Genomic DNA, 17,306 nt, shown 5'->3' with positions numbered 1-17,306 from the left:
GCCATAGGTGCTGCGCCTGCAGGTTCGTGGCGCGGCAAGGTATCCTGCTGGTTTTTCAGACGGAGCTGAACATGGCGGAAGTCGCGGTAGTGGCAATCTCGGTGGCGAAACCGGGTCATGAAGAGAAGTTGCGCAAGGCGCTCGTAGGCATCATCGGGCCCACGCTCAAGGAGCAGGGCGCGCTTCAGTACGACTTGCATCGCGATGTGAGCGAGCCGCGCCGCTTTGTGTTCGTGGAACGTTGGGAAAGCAGGGAAGCGCTCGCCGCGCACGCGAAGTCAGCCCATATCGCGGCCTATGTCGAGGCCGTCGCGGATTGGGTCGAGCATTCGGAAATTCGCGTGATAGAGAAGATTGCCTGACGGCCGGGCCGCGTCCGCCAGGCGGCGGGTGCAACGAGTCAGGCGTGGCGGTCAGCCAGCCGGCGCAAATGCGCGGGCGCTGGCCATTGCGGCCGGTGCACCCGCCGTATGCGGCTGACGTTTAGTGCGTCGACTGCGGGACGTCGAGGATCAGGATGATGGTCCAGTCCGCATCGCCGTCGTGGTGATACTGGCGTTCCGCGACGATAAAGGGTTGCTGCTTGCCGTCCGGGCCGAGAAACAGCACGTCGCCTTCCATTGGCAGGCATTCGACGGGCGGCAATGCCAGATACGCTTCCTGGCCACCGCGCGGCATCAGCTTTTCAATTTTGCGGGATGCTGCTTCGGTCCATTCGATGTCCAGCTGGATGTTGCTCATTCTGTCCTCCGCACCAGGGTGCGCACGGGTTGGGGGTGGTTCTTCGGTGCGCGACTTTAGCATACCGTCAGCAGGCGCCGGACAACAAAAAGCCGAAGCCGGCGTGGCCGGCTTCGGCTTGGCATCGTAGCGACCGGAGCGGGCCTGCCGCCCCCGGTTGAGCTTACTCGCTCGCTGCTTTATCCATCTTCATGGCCGGCATCTTGTGATGCGGGGCCTTGTGATGTTTGGCCGGCATGGCGGGCTTCTCGCTTTCCATGGCTTGCTGCTGAGCTTCCAGCGCTTGTGCACGTTGCTCGACGTCGGCTGCCTTAGCCGGATCGGTGCTCATCGTGACGCCATTGTCCTGCGCATACGCGGCACCCGTCAGGGCCGAGAGGGAAACCAGGATCGCCAGGGACACTTTCTTCATCTTTACCTCCGTAGAGTGGTTGTGGCCGATTACTGCCTGTCCGATCGGAAGGACAATGCATTCTAGCGAGCAATATCCGCTCCAACAGAATCTTTGTAACAGATTTGACAGATAGTTACATTTAGTTACGTTTGGGTTGTTGGGCGGAATTGTTAAACGTCGTCAGACCGGGTGTTATTGCCACACGGACATGCTAGTTCTGCACTGATCGGCACAAGCTACAAGGCGAATATCCGAGGCCTTCGCGCGCCTCTGGAAACAGTACGGAAGCGTGAAACTCACGCAGTGGCAAGATCAATGTGTACAACTGAATAAGTGTCGAGGCCCGCACCCCGCTGTGCGGGGCGCGCTCGTCTCAGAACCAGCCTAGCAGGCGGTACACATGAAACTGCGCGATACCGATCAGCTCATGAAGCGCGATATCCGCGTTCACCAGATTTTCAAAGCGCGGTAGCAGGCCGATGCGTATCTCGCGTGCATTGGAGATAACTGGCTCAGGAGTCAGTGCGAAGCGGTGGAAGTCGAGCAGGGCGCGCGGCATCTGGTACGCCGAGGTGACGAGGATCAACGAATCGTAGGGGGCTGTCTGCAAGATTGCCGCCACGTTACGGGCGTTTTCGTAGGTGTTGAGACTGCGGTTCTCGAGAACGATGTCTGCGCGCGGCACCTGTCTTTGCAGCAGGTAGGGCAGGTAGTTGTCGGCCTCGGAGGTCTCGTGGCGCTGCGGGTTGCCCCCGCTGACGATGACGCGGCAGCTCGCGCCACTTCGTTTGCATGCCGAATAGAGGGCCGCACTCGTGGCAATGCGCGCGAGGGCGTCTTTTTTCGGCACTAGCCGATCGGCGTCATCGTAGTAAGTGCCGCTGCCGAGCATCACGATCGTCGTGCGTGCGGCGTAGCTTACCGGCGCGGCGCTGTGTGGCGCCCTCTGGGCCCAGTCGAGCAACGGCGCGCTGAGCCAGCCTGCGGCCAGCAGCCAGAACAGGACGAGAGCGGTGCATCCGAGGGGGACGCGCGCCCGCGGTCTTAGCACGATTGCTGCAAAAAAAAGCGCCAATAAAGTGAATAGAATCAATTTAAATGGGGTAACGTATGGTTTTTAGGGGTATTCACGCTGCCGCTATCGCGCCACGCCGGTTGCATCACAGGCTCGTGAAGAGAACGCTAACACGCAGTTCGAACGGGGACCCCAAAAACACGGAATAACAGGTGGCGCCTGGCGGGAGACGGTAGCATCGCCCTTGCGATGAGGCTCTCCGCCATGGGTGGGTGCTACGCGCGTCACTGGTGGCGCGGTGACGTGCTGCGCAAAGATGTGTCATGGCTGCACTTTAAGAAAGAAGTGAGATGACCACGTATTCCAACGAAGCAGTTCTTGAAGCGCTGCGGCGGGCGCAGTATCGCCAGGTCCCCTGGGCCCGGCGTCCGGGAGTATTCGAATATCTGCGCGCGCTCGGCTTGATGGAGACGGTCCGGCAACGCACCGTCGCACCCGCTCCGGGTTTTCATGCACCGGTCGACATCGCTGTGCTGACCGATCGGGGCCGGGCCGAATTTACCCGGCTCGAGCGCGACGAGCGATCGCTCAACTGGACCGCGCGCAAGATGAGCAATTACGTAGCCGGCGAGCACCGCACGGCCGATCTGGAAGTTCGTCCGTAGCTGTCCGGGCAGGGTAGAGTGCGAGGGGCCGGAGCCGGCATGCCGCCGTCCGGCCGTGAGCGCGGCTGGGCGTTGCGTTGTGGCCGGCGCAAAAAAAGCCCGTATCGCAAGGATACGGGCGTACCGGAATTACTACTGCCACGCTGCGCTAATGGCATAGATCAGACTGGGTTGTTCCGAGGTGGTTCCCGCGAGTTCCGCTGAGGTTTTCCCGCGCTTTTGCCCGCGATTCCCAATTACCGGTCAAGTTTGCGGCGACACGTGCGTCGCGACCGTGGCCGCTCATCGCGGATGGCTTGGCGGTTTATAGCGGTCTAGCGGCGGCGTGGCGCGTCCTCGCGCATCGGTTCTTCCGGGCGGGCGCGCACATTGCTGGCGATATCGCCGCGCAAGTCGCCGCGCGGCGCGGGCGGTCTGAAATCACGGTTGCGCTCAGTCTGCTGCCACGCATCGGGCGTGGCACGCCGGTCGGACGGCCAGTTCCAGCCAGAGGGTTTTTGCTGTGCGAAAGCGGGTGCGGCGATCAATGAAACCACAATGCCGCACAGAAGCAGGGACATTGGTTTCATGCTGGGCTCCGTTCAAACCTGAGGGGTCAGGTCTATGTGCATACTCGTACGGTATGCTCAGGAGCGAAAGCGTGCTGTAAGTAATCGTAAATGGATGTTTCACTGCGGCCTTGGCGTCCTGACAGTCGGAGGCACGCCAGCGGCGCTGGCGGGCAGCGTAGTCCAGCTGGACGGCGCTCGCAGTCCTGCCGTCGCTGGCGCTGCCTGCCTCGGATTCCGGCTGTCGGATAGACACCGGGCGCCCATAGGCGCCCGGCGGCAGAGCAACAGTGTCAGGCCATCTTGACCGGTGCGCGCCAGGATTCCGGATTGGTCCAGAAGGCGCCGCGCAGGCGGTCGCGGCTCGGCGGTGCTGGCGGCTTGGCAGCCGTCGCGCCGATGCGGCCGCGCAGCGAGATTTCCCGGCCGCTCGTGCCGAGTCGTTTCACTATTTCAGCGAGTGTGCCGTCGGCTTGCCACTCGTCAAAGCGGCGGCGGCACGTCGGCGGCGAGGGGTAGCGCCCTGGGAGCTTGGACCAGCCTTCTCCCGTCGACAGTACCCACAGAACCGCGTTGACAACCGCGCGTGCTTCCACGCGTGGCCGACCGCGACGTTCGCTCCGTGCTGGCTCCGCACAGAACAACGCCTCGACCAGCGCCCACTCGTTGTCTCTCAAATCGTCGAACAGCATCATGTCTCACCTCAGCGAAGCTAACTCCGGTGCGCTGCCCCGCGCCGCGCACTCTCCATGCACTCAATCCTGAGTGCCAGGCGGGATCGGGTTGCCACGGTTCTGGTTGTGCAGTCAGGTCCATGGCGCCGACCCAGTGCGCATCCAAATGCACGAAGCGTGCCATCTAATTAAAAACTGCCTCGAAGCCCCGTAACCTCGGGCCAGCGCGGGCGTTAGTCAGGGCCGTATAAGAATCCAAAAAACCCTTCCCGCAAATCGGGACAATCACCAATCTTGTGCAATCAAGCCCGCGCAGCGTGCGTTTGCGCCTTATTGCTGCATCGCAGCGAAACAATCGATAGCGCGTGTAGTGGCTAAAGAAACAATACAATGCTCATCAAATGACACTATTGATGAGACGCTGAAATGAATGTGACGCTGCGCCAGCTAAGGGTTTTCATTGAGGTCGCACGCTTGCAGAGCTTTAGCCGCGCGGGCGACGAGATCGGGCTGACCCAGTCCGCGGTGAGCCGTTGCGTGCGGGAGCTGGAGGCGGAAATCGGCCTGAAGCTGATTGACCGAACCACCCGCGAGGTGCAGTTGACCGACGTGGGCGGGAACCTGGTTTCGAGCGTGTCGCGCCTCTTGAGCGATCTCGACGACGCGTTGCGCGAGATTCGCGAGATCGGCGAGCAGCGGCGCGGGCGGGTGGTGGTGGCCGCTAGCCCCACGGTGGCTTGCCGGCTGATGCCGCAGGTGGTGGCGGCCTGCGGGCAGCAGTTTCCCTTTATTACGATGGGGCTGCGCGACGACGTGCAAAGCGATGTGATCCGCAAGGTCAAGTCGGGGGAGGTGGATTTCGGCGTCGTCATCGGTCCGTTCGCGGCGGACGATCTGTTGAGCGAGCGGCTGATGACGGACTCGTTCTGCCTCGTCTCGCGCGCCGACCATCCGCTGGCGTCACAGCAGCAGGTGACGTGGAGGGATCTCGACGGGCAGCGGCTTGTGATGCTCGACTACGCGTCGGGCAGCCGGCCGATTATCGACGCGGTCATGAGCGAACACGGCGTGAGCGCGAGTGTCGTGCAGGAGCTGGGGCACTCGGCTACCGTGTTCGGGCTGGTGGAGGCGGGCGTGGGCGTGAGCGTGCTGCCGTGGCTGGCGTTGCCGCTGCCGGCCGATACCTCGCTGGTCGCCCGGCCGCTCGTGCCGCGTGCGCAACGCACGGTTGAAGTGGTGCGGCGGCGCGACCGCTCGCTGTCGCCGGCCGCCGAGGCAGTGTGGGGCCTGATCCGGCAGCTGCCGGCGCGGACCGAGGATCTGCGCTAGGGTGCGGGCGCGGTACGGCTGGGCGAGTCTGTGCCACTTCTCGAAAACGCGCGCCACGGCCGGGAGTGCGTGCGCCACGTCCCGAAACCGCGTGGCGCGCTAAACTGACGTTCTGCCTGCGGTGCGCCGTTGCTTGAGCCGGGGCCTTGAGTCAACACTCATGGTCAGCACCAATGAGCGCACCTCATACAACTTGTCGTTATCCGAACCCACCCGCCTGGATATTTGATTGATGCGCGAATCCGATTTGCCCACGTCCCTTTTTCCCAGTGCGCGCGACGCCGTCCGCGCGTTGCGGCCGTCCCAGATCCGTGAAGTGGCGAATGCCGGCTTCGGTGTCGAGAACGTGCTGCCGTTCTGGTTCGGCGAATCCGACCGCGTGACACCGGAGTTCATCCGCACGGCGGCAAGCGAGGCGCTTGCCGCCGGCGCGACCTTCTACACGCACAATCTGGGTATCGCGCCGCTGCGCGCGGCGCTCGCCGAATATGTCACAAACCTGCATGGCGCGACGTCGGTCGAGCACGTCGCGGTCACGAGCGCAGGCGTCAACGCCTTGATGCTGGCCGCGCAACTGGTGGTGGGGGCGGGCGACCGGGTGGTCGCGGTCACGCCGCTGTGGCCGAACCTGGTCGAGATCCCGAAGATTCTCGGCGCTCATGTGGAGACGGTCGCGCTCAGCTATGGTGCGCAGGGCTGGGCGCTGGACCTCGAGCGTCTCCTGAGCGCACTCACGCCCGATACGAGAATGCTGCTGCTCAACTCGCCGAACAATCCGACCGGCTGGGTGATGAGCGCGGCACAGCAGCGCGCGGTATTGGAGCATTGCCGCCGCCATGGCATCTGGATCGTCGCCGACGAGGTCTACGAGCGTCTTTACTACGCTGACGACGGGGCGCCGAACGCGCCCTCCTTCCTCGATCTGGCAGCCCGCGACGAGCGTGTGATCTGCGTCAACTCGTTCTCGAAGGCGTGGCTGATGACCGGCTGGCGGCTCGGCTGGATCGTCGCGCCGGCGGCGTTGATGGACGACCTCGGCAAGCTGGTCGAGTACAACACCTCGTGCGCGCCGGCGTTCGTGCAGCAGGCCGGCGTGGCCGCCGTCCAGCACGGCGAGCCGTTCACGCGGAAACTGGTGGCGGACCTGAAGGCTTCGCGCGATCACCTGGTCGGCGCGCTATCCGCGCTACCGGGGATCGATGTGAAGGCCCCGCCCGGCGCGATGTACCTGTTCTTTTCCCTGCCGGGGGCCGCGCAGAGCCTCGCGCTGTGCAAGGCGCTGGTGCGCGAAGTGGGGCTCGGCGTCGCCCCGGGCAGCGCCTTTGGTCCGGAAGGCGAGGGCTTCGTGCGCTGGTGCTACGCCTGCGACACCGCCCGGCTCGACGCGGGCGTGGAGCGGCTGCAGCAGTTTCTCGGCCGCCACGCGGCGGGCTGAGGCGCGCGGGCCGCGGCGGGGCTGCGGTTGGTCCGTAGTTGGTCCGCAGGTGGTCTGCCGTTGGTCTGCGGATGAGCGCGGTTCACGGTTCGGCCAGCCGCGCCGGTCTTTTGTGGTGGATTTGACGCTTTTTGCACCTATCCGGCATGAACGGCTGAAAACGGGGGAATCGACGGGATTTCGTCTTTACGCACCGGATGTTTTTGCGTAATATGGCGTTCAGTCACGCGATTCCCTTCAGGAATATCGCTGCTCCGTCCGGCTGGGTTTGGCTCGATTGCCTGTTTCACCTCCCCCCGGTGCGTGCTCCCATCAATATGACCGATCAGAATCGGGCGAGCGCGTCTTCAGTTCCACATCGTCTGTTTGATCCGGTTCTTTGACCACAGGGTCTGACCTAGCTGCATGAATACCCAAGAGGCGAAGATCGTCCTCGAGACTGCCTTGATCTGCGCGCAGGAGCCTTTAAAGCTCGGAGAGCTGCGTAAGCTCTTTGCCGACGGCGTGTCGGCGGATACGGTTCGCACGTTGCTCGAAGACCTGAAGCAGGATTGGTCCGGACGAGGCGTGGAACTGGTCGGGCTGGCGTCGGGCTGGCGCTTTCAAAGCAAGCCTGCGATGCGTTCGTATCTGGATCGTCTGCATCCCGAGAAACCGCCGAAATATTCGCGCGCCGTTCTCGAGACGCTGGCGATTATTGCGTACCGGCAACCGGTCACACGGGGCGATATCGAAGAGATTCGCGGCGTAACCGTGAACACGCAGGTGGTGAAGCAACTCGAGGATAGGGGCTGGATCGAAGTGATCGGCCATCGTGATGTGCCGGGCCGTCCCGCACTGTACGCGACCACCCGGCAGTTTCTCGACGACCTCGGTCTGCGGGCGCTCGACGAATTGCCGCCGCTCGACGACCCGTCGGCGCAACTGAACGCTGACCTGCTCGGCCAGCATGCCATCGAGTTTCCGGATGCGGTGGCGCAGGATGGTGCGGAGTCGGAGACCGACGAGCCATCGGCCGCTGAGCTTCCGGTTACTGGCCAGTCAGCCGAAGAGCCGGCAGCAGAAGAGCCGTCGGCCGTCGACCTGGCCGTCAATGAGCAGCCGGCCAATGAGCAGGCCGCCGATGACCAGCCCGCCCACGCCACACCGGCGCAGCATGCCGATGAGGCAGAGCTGGCAGGAACGGCTGCAACTGAGGCCGCGGAGCCGGACGACAGGCCGGCCGGCGCACCAGCCGGGGAAGCACACGCTGAAGCCCATGCCGACGCAGCAGGCGCCGGCGAGGCCGCTTCAGAGGCAGCACAAGATCAGGACACGGTCTCCCAGGCCGGTCCCGCAATACTCGCGCATGACTCGGGCGAGCGCCGTACTCCGGAGTACGCCGTCGAGTCGAACCCGACACGTGTGGCGCAAGGCGATCCGGAAGATCGTCACGATGCCGCACAGGACGCGGGCGTACTGACCGACGACGAAAACGAGTCGCGCAGCGCCTGACGTAACCGAACTTTTGCCGCGCCCGCAATGGGCGCGCGCGACCTGACATTTTGAGGTTGTTTTGACAGATACCCACGATACCGATTCGTCCGAATCCGAGCGCGCCGTGCATCCCACGCGCGCCGGCGAAACGCGTACTTCGCAAGCGTCCGCAGGCGAGTCCGATCGTCCCGCGCATGCCGAAGGCGCCGAGGGCGAAGAACGTCCGCGCCGCGGACTGCGCCGCGGGCCGCGTAGCCTGATCGCGCGGCGTCGCGCGGGGGCAAAGAACAAGGCTGCGGAAGGTGCAGCCGAACCCGTCGTGACCGAAGCGCCGCCGGACGGTGAAGTGGTCGCGCAGGTGCGCATGCCGCGCAAGGAACCGGGCTCCAAGGGCCAGGGCCCGCGCCGCAATGCGGGCGCGAAGCGCGAGGGCGCCCCGCGCGAAGGCGCCGCCAACCGGGAGGCCGGCCCCCGCGAGGGCGGTGCACCCCGCGAGGGCGGCCGCACGCGTCAGAACCGTCGCGGCGAAGCGCCGGCGGCAGCGGCGGCGGAAGCCACCCAGGACGACCTGTTTTCGTATGTCACCTCGCCCGCGTTCGACGCGGACAACAGCACCACCGGCGGCGTGCGCGCCCCGATGCTGCGCCGTGGCAAGCCGGCAGCGCCCAAGCGCGTGCTGTCGCCGGACGACGACGCGCCGAAGCTGCACAAGGTGCTCGCCGAAGCCGGCATGGGCTCGCGCCGCGACATGGAGGAGCTGATTATCGCCGGGCGCGTTTCGGTCAACGGCGAGCCGGCTCATATCGGCCAGCGCATCATGCCGACCGACCAGGTGCGTATCAACGGCAAGCCGGTCAAGCGCAAGCTGCAGAACAAGCCGCCGCGTGTGCTGCTGTATCACAAACCGACTGGCGAAATCGTCAGTCACGCGGACCCGGAAGGCCGTCCGTCGGTATTCGACAAGCTGCCGCCGATGAAAACCGCCAAGTGGCTCGCGGTCGGCCGCCTCGACTTCAACACCGAAGGTCTGCTCATGCTGACCACGTCGGGCGATCTGGCAAACCGTTTCATGCATCCGCGTTACAGCGTCGAGCGTGAATACGCGGTGCGCGTGGTCGGCGAACTGGCCGAAGGGATGCGCCAGAAGCTGCTGCACGGTGTCGAACTCGAAGACGGCCCGGCGAATTTCCTGCGCATCCGCGATGGCGGCGGCGAAGGCACCAATCACTGGTATCACGTCGCGCTGGCCGAAGGCCGTAACCGCGAAGTGCGCCGTATGTTCGAAGCGGCCGGCCTGATGGTGAGCCGCCTGATCCGTACCCGGCACGGCCCGATCTCGCTGCCGAAGGGCCTCAAGCGCGGCCGTTGGGAAGAACTCGAAGACAATCAGGTGCGCAGCCTGATGGCCTCGGTGGGCCTGAAGGCCTCCAGCGAAGAGAAGGGCGGCCGCAGCGCGGCCCCCGAGCGCAAGCAGCCCGATCCGATGCAGACCTCGATGGGCTTCATCAATCGCGAGCCGGTGCTGATGTCGCACGGCCGCTTCGACCAGCAGCCGCAGCGTGGCGGTCAGCGTCGCGGCGCCGCCGGTGGCGGTTTTGGCGGTGGCGCGGGCGCGGGCTTCGGTGGTGGCGGCTATGGCCGTGGCGCGGGCCGCGGCGCGAGCGGCGGTTTCAGCGGCCCGATGGGTGGCGGTGCGAATGGGCCGCGCGGTGGCCGTGATGTGGACGGCAACCGTGCGCCGTCGGGCAATGGCAATCGCGCAGCAGGCGGCGGCAAGCGAGCTGGCGCGGGCGGCGGCAACCCCGGCAATGGCGGCGGCCGCGGTCCGGGCGCCGGCAATCGCGGTGGCAACCCGAACCGCTCGGGTGGCGGCAATCCGGGCGCCGGCGCAAATCGCAGCGGCGCGCCGCGTGGACGCTCGCGCGGCCGGTAAGCAGATGTGAGGCACGGCGTACGGGCGAATCAGCTGGCATAACGCAGCGGCCTCGGCAAAACCCGCTGCAAACGCCGGGGCCGGATCCAGGACAAGACCCGTCTTGCGATCGCGCCCCGCAAGCCGCGCCGGTTAGCTTGTGAAATATGCTGCTTGGCCTCATCTGCGTGAAAGATTGCAGCGAAATCAAGCGGAAATGCGGGTTTTACGCGTTCCGCCGGTTTGCGTTTGTCCTGAAAAATGGCTACAATCGCAGAGTCGCTGGGCGTGCGGCTTTTTATGTGCGGCTCAGATGCGACCACCGGCAATAAGATGATGGGCGTTTCGCCCATTTTTTTTTGCCGCTTCATTTGTGGTTCGGCATCTCGGGTAGCAGGAACGTGCGCCGGCTTGGCGCGCGGCCCGCAGGTTGTTTGCAGGTAAAACCGGCAGGCTTGCCGCGCGAACATCTTAGAGGGCACTGTGCAACTGACGGAACTGATTGAAACCACGGTCGTGGGCCTCGGCTACGAGCTCGTCGAACTTGAGCGCACCGGGCGCGGCATGCTGTGTATCTATATCGACCAGCCGGCCGGCATCGCAATCGAAGACTGCGAAAAGGTCACGCGTCAGCTCCAGCACGTTCTGACGGTCGAAAACATCGATTACGAGCGGCTTGAAGTGTCGTCGCCGGGTCTCGACCGCCCGCTGAAAAAACTGGCGGATTTCGAACGCTTCGCGGGCAGCGAAGTGGCAATTACATTGAAAAAGCCATTGGACGGACGGAAATCGTACCGGGGCATTCTGCATGCTCCGCAAGGCGAGACGATCGGTCTGGAATTTGAAGGGAAGGAAGGCGCCGCGATGCTCGATTTCACGCTCGCGGACATCGATAAAGCACGCCTCGTTCCGAAAGTTGACTTTAGGAGCCGCAAACAATGAGTCGCGAAGTGTTGATGCTGGTGGATGCGCTGGCACGCGAGAAGAACGTCGATAAAGACGTGGTATTTGCCGCGCTCGAAGCGGCTCTCGCTTCGGCCTCCAAGAAACTCTTCGAAGAAGATGCGGATATCCGCGTCCATATCGACCGTGAAAGCGGCGAGCACGAAACGTTCCGCCGCTGGCGCGTGGTGCCGGACGAAGCCGGTCTGCAAGAGCCGGATCAGGAAATCCTGCTGTTCGAAGCACGCGAGCAGAAGCCCGACGCACAGCTCGACGAGTTCATCGAAGAACCGGTGCCGTCGATCGAATTCGGCCGTATCGGCGCGCAGGCTGCCAAGCAGGTGATCCTGCAGAAGGTGCGCGACGCCGAGCGCGAGCAGATCCTGAACGACTTCCTCGAGCGTGGCGAGAACATCATGACCGGTACGGTCAAGCGTCTCGACAAGGGCAATTTCATCGTCGAGTCGGGCCGTGTCGAAGCGCTGCTGCGCCGCGACCAGCTGATTCCGAAGGAAAACCTGCGCGTGGGCGACCGCGTGCGCGCTTACATCGGCAAGGTCGACCGCACCGCTCGCGGCCCGCAGATCGAACTCTCGCGCACCGCGCCTGAGTTCCTGATGAAGCTGTTCGAGATGGAAGTGCCGGAAATCGAGCAGGGCCTGCTCGAAATCAAGGCGGCGGCGCGCGATCCGGGCGTGCGCGCCAAGATCGGCGTGGTCGCTTATGACAAGCGCATCGACCCGATCGGCACCTGCGTCGGTATCCGCGGCTCGCGCGTGCAGGCTGTGCGCAACGAGCTCGGTGGCGAAAACGTCGACATCGTGCTATGGTCAGAAGATCCCGCCCAGTTTGTGATCGGCGCGCTCGCGCCGGCAGCCGTGCAGTCGATCGTCGTCGATGAAGAAAAGCATTCGATGGACGTCGTCGTCGACGAGAACGAACTGGCGGTCGCAATCGGCCGTAGCGGCCAGAACGTGCGTCTTGCCAGCGAACTCACCGGCTGGCAGATCAATATCATGACGCCGGACGAATCTGCGCAAAAGCAGAATCAGGAACGCGGTGTTCTGCGCGACCTGTTCATGGCGCGTCTCGATGTCGACGAGGAAGTGGCTGACATCCTGATCGACGAAGGCTTTACGAGCCTCGAAGAGATCGCCTATGTGCCGCTTAACGAGATGCTCGAGATCGAAGCGTTCGACGAAGACACCGTCCACGAACTGCGCAATCGCTCACGAGATGCACTGCTGACGATGGCGATCGCGAATGAAGAAAAGGTCGAGAATGTTGCACTCGACCTGAAGAGCCTGGACGGCATTGACGCCGACCTGCTCGCGAAGCTGGCCGAACACCAGATTCACACGCGTGACGAACTGGCCGAGCTGGCTGTAGATGAATTGGTCGAGATGACCGGAATGCAAGAGGATGCCGCTAAGGCGTTGATCATGAAAGCACGTGAACATTGGTTCCAGTGAGAAATGACCATGGCGCACTAAATTGAACGCGGCCGTCAGGCCGCATGACCCGATGCTAACCGCAAGGAATCGGTCCTTGCATTAAGAGGAATGAATGGCGAGTAACAACGTAGCCCAATTTGCCGCGGAACTGAAAATGCCTGCTGGCGTGCTGCTTGAGCAGCTGCAGGCAGCAGGCGTCACCAAAGCGAGCGAAGACGACGCCTTGTCCGAAACGGACAAGGCGCGTCTGCTCGACCACTTGCGCAAGTCCCACGGCTCGACTGATGCGGACAAGCGCAAGATCACGCTGACGAAGCGGCATACGTCGGAGATCAAGCAATCCGACGCAACGGGTAAGGCTCGTACTATTCAGGTCGAGGTGCGCAAGAAGCGCACGTTCGTCCGCCGCGACGAAGCGGGTGGCGAAGGCGGCGATGCATCGAATCATGTGGCTGAGGCCGAGTCCGATACGGATGATCTCGAACTTCAACGCCGCGAGGAAGAAGCGCGTCACGAAGCCGAGCTGCTCGAAAAGCAGGCTCAGGAGCTGAAGGCGCGCCAGGAACAGCTGGAGCGCGAAGAGGCTGAGCGCCAGGCGCGCGAGCAGGCTGCCGAAGCCGAGCGCCGCCGTGCGGAAGAAGAAGCGGCGAAGAAGCGTGCTGCTGCCGCAGCGGAAGCGGCTGCGCAGAAGAAGGCCGAGCAGGCAGCGCAAGTCGCGCAGCCCGCCGCTGCGACGGCTGCCGCCGCATCGGCTGCGCCGGCTGCCGCTGCCGAGCAGGATGACGAGCGCGCTGCGGCAGAGCGTGCCGCGCAGCGCGAAGCCGCGAAGAAGGCGGAAGACGCAGCGCGTCAGGCCGCGGAAAAGACGCGTGCCGAGCAGGAAGAAATCAGCAAGCGCCGCGCGCGGGCAGAAGCCGAAGCGCGTGCGATTCGCGAGATGATGAGCACGCCGCGCAAGGCCCAGGTCAAGGCGCCGGAACCGGCGCCGGCGGCCAAGCCTGCCGAAGCAGCAGCCGCCCCCAAGGCGGCGGAAGCCAAGGGCACGCTGCACAAGCCGGCTCGTCCGGCTGGCGAAGCACCGGCACGACCGGCCGCGAAGAAGCCGGCAGCGGCAGCAGCACCGGCCGCTACCGCGGCGCCGTCGGCTGGCGACAAGAAGAAGCCGGGCGCAGGCAAGGGCGGCTGGCAGGACGACGCAGCGAAGCGCCGCGGCATCAAGACGCGTGGCGATACGAGCGGCGGTGTCGATCGCGGCTGGCGCGGTGGCCCGAAGGGTCGCGGCAAGCATCAGGATCAGAACACCACGTTCCAGGCACCGACCGAACCGATCGTGCGCGAAGTGCACGTGCCGGAAACCATCACGGTTGCCGATCTGGCCCACAAGATGGCCGTGAAGGCGTCGGAAGTCATCAAGTCGATGATGAAGCTTGGCCAGATGGTCACCATCAACCAGATGCTGGACCAGGAAACGGCGATGATCATCGTCGAAGAACTGGGCCACCACGCGGTTGCGGCCAAGCTGGACGATCCGGAAGCCATGCTGGTCGAAGGCGAGATCACCGACGCAGAACTGCTGCCGCGTCCGCCGGTCGTGACTGTGATGGGTCACGTCGACCACGGCAAGACGTCGCTGCTCGACTACATCCGTCGCGCCAAGGTGGCAGCCGGTGAAGCGGGCGGGATTACGCAGCACATCGGTGCTTACCACGTGGAAACGCCGCGCGGCGTGATCACGTTCCTCGACACGCCGGGTCACGAGGCCTTCACGGCCATGCGTGCCCGCGGTGCGAAGGCAACCGACATCGTGATTCTGGTGGTCGCAGCCGACGACGGCGTGATGCCGCAGACGAAGGAAGCGATCGCCCACGCGAAGGCAGGCGGCGTGCCGCTCGTCGTCGCGATCAACAAGATCGACAAGCCGGAAGCGAATCCGGAACGCGTCAAGCAGGAACTCGTCGCCGAAGGCGTCGTGCCGGAAGAGTACGGTGGCGATTCGCCGTTCGTGCCGGTGTCGGCCAAGACCGGCGCGGGTATCGACGACCTGCTCGAAAACGTGCTGCTGCAGGCCGAAGTGCTGGAACTGAAGGCACCGGTCGAAGCGCCGGCCAAGGGTCTGGTCATTGAAGCGAAGCTCGATAAGGGTAAGGGTCCGGTTGCAACGATCCTCGTTCAGTCGGGCACGCTGAATCGCGGCGACGTCGTGCTGGCAGGCAGCGCCTATGGCCGCGTGCGCGCCATGCTGGACGAAACCGGCAAGCCGACCAAATCGGCCGGCCCGTCGATCCCGGTTGAGATTCAAGGTCTGTCGGAAGTGCCGCAAGCGGGCGAGGAAGTCATCGTCATGCCGGACGACCGCAAGGCGCGTGAAGTCGCGCTGTTCCGTCAAGGCAAGTTCCGCGACGTCAAGCTGGCCAAGCAACAGGCCGCCAAGCTCGAGAACATGCTGGAACAGATGGGCGAAGGCGAAGTGCAGTACCTGCCGCTTATCGTCAAGGCCGACGTGCAGGGTTCGCAGGAAGCGCTGGTGCAGTCGCTGCAAAAGCTCTCCACCGACGAAGTGCGCGTACAGATCGTGCACGGCGCGGTGGGCGGCATCAGCGAGAACGACGTCAACCTGGCAACGGCTTCGAAGGCGGTCATCATCGGCTTCAACACCCGTGCTGACGCCCAGGCTCGCAAGCTGGCCGAGGCCAACGGTATCGACATTCGCTACTACAACATCATCTATGACGCTGTGGATGAAGTGAAGGCTGCGATGTCGGGCATGCTGGCACCGGAGAAGCGCGAAGTGGTGACCGGTATGGTCGAAGTGCGTCAGGTCTTCAAGGTGCCGAAGGTCGGCGCGGTGGCCGGCTGTATGGTCACGGACGGCTTCGTCAAGCGTTCGTCGTCGGTGCGCGTGCTGCGCAACAACGTCGTGATTCACACGGGCGAGCTCGATTCGCTCAAACGCTTCAAGGACGACGTCAAGGAAGTGCGTCAGGGCTTCGAGTGCGGTATGTCCATCAAGAACTTCAACGATATCGTCGAAGGCGATCAGTTCGAAGTCTTCGAGGTCACCGAAGTCGCGCGTACGCTGTAATTCAGGCGCAACGCTGAAGGGGCGGAGCGGGGCGCTTGGCGCCCCCCTCCGCCCCTTGTTTTTGTGCCCGCATTTGTAGTCAGGTTGGCGCGCGCCGCTTCCCGCGGCTGACGTGCCAACCTCATTGCCATCCGGTCAAACGGATCACGGATTCACCATGCCCAAGAAACGTACTTCTCCCAATCGCAACGTGCAGATCGCCGACCAGATCCAGCGCGATCTGTCCGAACTGCTGCGCGAGGTCAAAGACCCGCGCATCGGCATCGTCACGATTCAGAGCGTCGAGCTGACACCGGACTACGCGCACGCGAAGGTCTACTTCACGACGCTGACCGGCGATCCGCAACAGACGCTGGAAGCGCTGACCCATGCGGCCGGCCATCTGCACAACCAGTTGTTCAAGCGTTTGCATATCCATACGGTGCCGACGCTGCATTTCCACTACGACAAGACCATTGAGCGGGCCGTAGAAATGTCGCGCCTGATCGACGAGGCGAACGCCAACCGCGCCAAAGAAGACTGATTGCGCGCGGTTTGGTGCGCGGTTTGCTATGTCGCTGAATTTTGCCCGTCCTCACTATCTGATATGACCGCACCTCAACGGCCACGTGTGCCGCGTCGCGCGCTCGACGGCGTCTTGCTGCTCGACAAGCCCATCGGCCTGTCGAGCAACGACGCGCTGATCCGGGTGAAGCGTCTTTATCTCGCGAAGAAGGCCGGCCATACCGGTACGCTCGATCCGCTCGCGACCGGTTTGCTGCCGCTGTGTTTCGGCGAGGCAACCAAGTTCTCGCAGGATCTGCTCGAAGCGGACAAGACCTATGAGGCCACCATGCGCCTCGGTATCCGCACGGCCACCGGCGATGCGGAAGGCGATGCGGTCGAGACGCGCGAAGTGAGTTGCGACGAGGCGGCGGTAGTGGCGGCGATGGCGGGTTTTCTAGGCGATATCGTGCAGGTGCCGCCGATGTACTCGGCGCTCAAGCGCGACGGCAAGCCCTTGTACGAATATGCCCGCGCGGGTCAGACGGTTGAGCGGGAAGGGCGCCAGGTGACCATCCTCGCGCTGGAGATGCTTTCGTGTGCGCTGCCCGATGTGACGTTTCGTGTGACCTGCAGCAAGGGCACCTATGTGCGCACGCTGGCTGAGGATATCGGCGAGGCGTTGGGCTGCGGCGCGCATCTGGTGGCATTGCGGCGTACCGGTGTCGGCGCGTTGACGCTGGAGCATGCGGTGACGCTCGATGCGTTGTCTGATGCCGCCGAAGGCGAGCGTGACCAATGGCTGCAACCGGTCGATGCGCTGCTGTCGACGTTCCCGGCGGTACAGCTCGACGCTGAAGCGACGCGGCGGTTTCTGCATGGCCAGCGGCTGAGAATGGCGGATCTGGTGCTGACGAGCGAGGCGGTAAATGCCGAGCGCGTGCGCGTCTATGCAGCAGAAGGAAAGCTGCTGGGTGTGGCGAAACTGGGCGAGGGTGTGCTTGCGCCGGAACGGCTGGTGGTGACTGCAGCGAGCTAACGCGCGACCCGCGAGAAGCAAAAAGGCAGGACCGCATTACTGCGGCCCTGCCTTTTTCTTTGCTGCGTGACAGCCTCGAAGAGGGTGCCTGCCGTTATACCTTGCGAGATCTTTAGG

The 17,306-nt window shown here is 63.9% G+C and carries 16 protein-coding genes and 1 pseudogene; 11 read left to right on the top strand and 6 right to left on the bottom strand.

Features of this window, described 5'->3' with window-relative positions; genetic code table 11:
- Positions 1-71 precede the first annotated feature (71 nt).
- The gene (locus FFS45_RS28335; RefSeq protein WP_137957946.1) at positions 72-362 is read left to right on the top strand and encodes a putative quinol monooxygenase; all 291 of its coding nucleotides are present in this window, start codon (positions 72-74) and stop codon (positions 360-362) included.
- A gap of 121 nt (positions 363-483) precedes the next feature.
- Here FFS45_RS28335 and FFS45_RS28330 read toward each other — a convergent pair whose 3' ends face one another.
- The 3 genes from FFS45_RS28330 to FFS45_RS28320 all read right to left on the bottom strand — a co-directional run bounded on the left by FFS45_RS28330 (position 484) and on the right by FFS45_RS28320 (position 2,186).
- Positions 484-741, bottom strand: a complete 258-nt coding sequence (locus FFS45_RS28330; protein ID WP_074264996.1) for a DNA-binding protein — start codon at positions 739-741, stop codon at positions 484-486.
- Between the two features lie 163 nt (positions 742-904).
- Positions 905-1,153 (bottom strand): hypothetical protein, encoded by a 249-nt coding sequence (locus tag FFS45_RS28325; protein WP_137957945.1) that lies wholly within the window; start codon positions 1,151-1,153, stop codon positions 905-907.
- A 355-nt stretch (positions 1,154-1,508) separates the two neighbouring features.
- A complete protein-coding gene (locus FFS45_RS28320; protein WP_137957944.1) occupies positions 1,509-2,186 on the bottom strand; it encodes a YdcF family protein in 678 nt (225 codons plus the stop codon).
- Between the two features lie 314 nt (positions 2,187-2,500).
- Between FFS45_RS28320 and FFS45_RS28315 the strand changes: the two genes are divergently transcribed.
- Positions 2,501-2,815 (top strand): hypothetical protein, encoded by a 315-nt coding sequence (locus FFS45_RS28315; RefSeq protein WP_137957943.1) that lies wholly within the window; start codon positions 2,501-2,503, stop codon positions 2,813-2,815.
- Positions 2,816-3,129: 314 nt separating this feature from the next.
- Here FFS45_RS28315 and FFS45_RS28310 read toward each other — a convergent pair whose 3' ends face one another.
- Together FFS45_RS28310 and FFS45_RS28305 are read right to left on the bottom strand one after the other, a co-directional pair.
- Positions 3,130-3,384: a hypothetical protein gene (locus tag FFS45_RS28310; protein WP_137957942.1), complete on the bottom strand. Its 255-nt coding sequence runs from the start codon at positions 3,382-3,384 to the stop codon at positions 3,130-3,132.
- A 284-nt stretch (positions 3,385-3,668) separates the two neighbouring features.
- Positions 3,669-4,055: pseudogene (locus FFS45_RS28305) on the bottom strand (transposase); the annotation flags it as partial.
- 408 nt (positions 4,056-4,463) lie between these two features.
- Between FFS45_RS28305 and FFS45_RS28300 the strand changes: the two are divergent.
- From FFS45_RS28300 to rluB, 4 genes are all read left to right on the top strand, one after another.
- Positions 4,464-5,366 carry a LysR family transcriptional regulator gene (locus FFS45_RS28300; protein ID WP_137957941.1) on the top strand — a complete coding sequence of 301 codons (903 nt, stop codon included), beginning with the start codon at positions 4,464-4,466 and terminating at the stop codon, positions 5,364-5,366.
- Positions 5,367-5,598: 232 nt separating this feature from the next.
- Positions 5,599-6,801, top strand: a complete 1,203-nt coding sequence (locus FFS45_RS28295; protein WP_137957940.1) for a pyridoxal phosphate-dependent aminotransferase — start codon at positions 5,599-5,601, stop codon at positions 6,799-6,801.
- A gap of 405 nt (positions 6,802-7,206) precedes the next feature.
- A complete protein-coding gene (gene scpB / locus FFS45_RS28290; RefSeq protein WP_137957939.1) occupies positions 7,207-8,295 on the top strand; it encodes an SMC-Scp complex subunit ScpB in 1,089 nt (362 codons plus the stop codon).
- Between the two features lie 61 nt (positions 8,296-8,356).
- Positions 8,357-10,210, top strand: a complete 1,854-nt coding sequence (rluB, locus tag FFS45_RS28285) for a 23S rRNA pseudouridine(2605) synthase RluB (RefSeq protein ID WP_137957938.1) — start codon at positions 8,357-8,359, stop codon at positions 10,208-10,210.
- 29 nt (positions 10,211-10,239) lie between these two features.
- On the opposite strand, the gene FFS45_RS28280 is transcribed toward rluB, so the two are convergent.
- The gene (locus FFS45_RS28280; protein ID WP_137957937.1) at positions 10,240-10,560 is read right to left on the bottom strand and encodes a hypothetical protein; all 321 of its coding nucleotides are present in this window, start codon (positions 10,558-10,560) and stop codon (positions 10,240-10,242) included.
- 112 nt (positions 10,561-10,672) lie between these two features.
- Between FFS45_RS28280 and rimP the strand changes: the two genes are divergently transcribed.
- From rimP to truB, 5 genes are all read left to right on the top strand, one after another.
- A complete protein-coding gene (gene rimP / locus FFS45_RS28275) occupies positions 10,673-11,131 on the top strand; it encodes a ribosome maturation factor RimP (RefSeq protein WP_137957936.1) in 459 nt (152 codons plus the stop codon).
- On the top strand, positions 11,128-12,603 hold the full coding sequence (gene nusA / locus FFS45_RS28270; protein ID WP_137957935.1) for a transcription termination factor NusA: 1,476 nt from the start codon (positions 11,128-11,130) through the stop codon (positions 12,601-12,603). Before rimP ends, nusA begins: the two co-directional genes overlap by 4 nt.
- A gap of 94 nt (positions 12,604-12,697) precedes the next feature.
- Positions 12,698-15,667 carry a translation initiation factor IF-2 gene (gene infB / locus FFS45_RS28265; protein WP_137957934.1) on the top strand — a complete coding sequence of 990 codons (2,970 nt, stop codon included), beginning with the start codon at positions 12,698-12,700 and terminating at the stop codon, positions 15,665-15,667.
- Positions 15,668-15,824: 157 nt separating this feature from the next.
- Entirely contained in the window at positions 15,825-16,190 is a 366-nt protein-coding gene (rbfA, locus tag FFS45_RS28260; RefSeq protein WP_094779626.1) for a 30S ribosome-binding factor RbfA, read from the top strand.
- A 63-nt stretch (positions 16,191-16,253) separates the two neighbouring features.
- Positions 16,254-17,189, top strand: a complete 936-nt coding sequence (gene truB, locus FFS45_RS28255; RefSeq protein ID WP_137957933.1) for a tRNA pseudouridine(55) synthase TruB — start codon at positions 16,254-16,256, stop codon at positions 17,187-17,189.
- Positions 17,190-17,306: the final 117 nt, after the last annotated feature.

The organism is Burkholderia sp. 4M9327F10 (assembly GCF_005503145.1).
GTDB lineage: Bacteria > Pseudomonadota > Gammaproteobacteria > Burkholderiales > Burkholderiaceae > Paraburkholderia.
The sequence above is the reverse complement of the archived record's forward strand: the minus strand, read 5'-3'. Positions and strand labels throughout refer to the sequence as shown.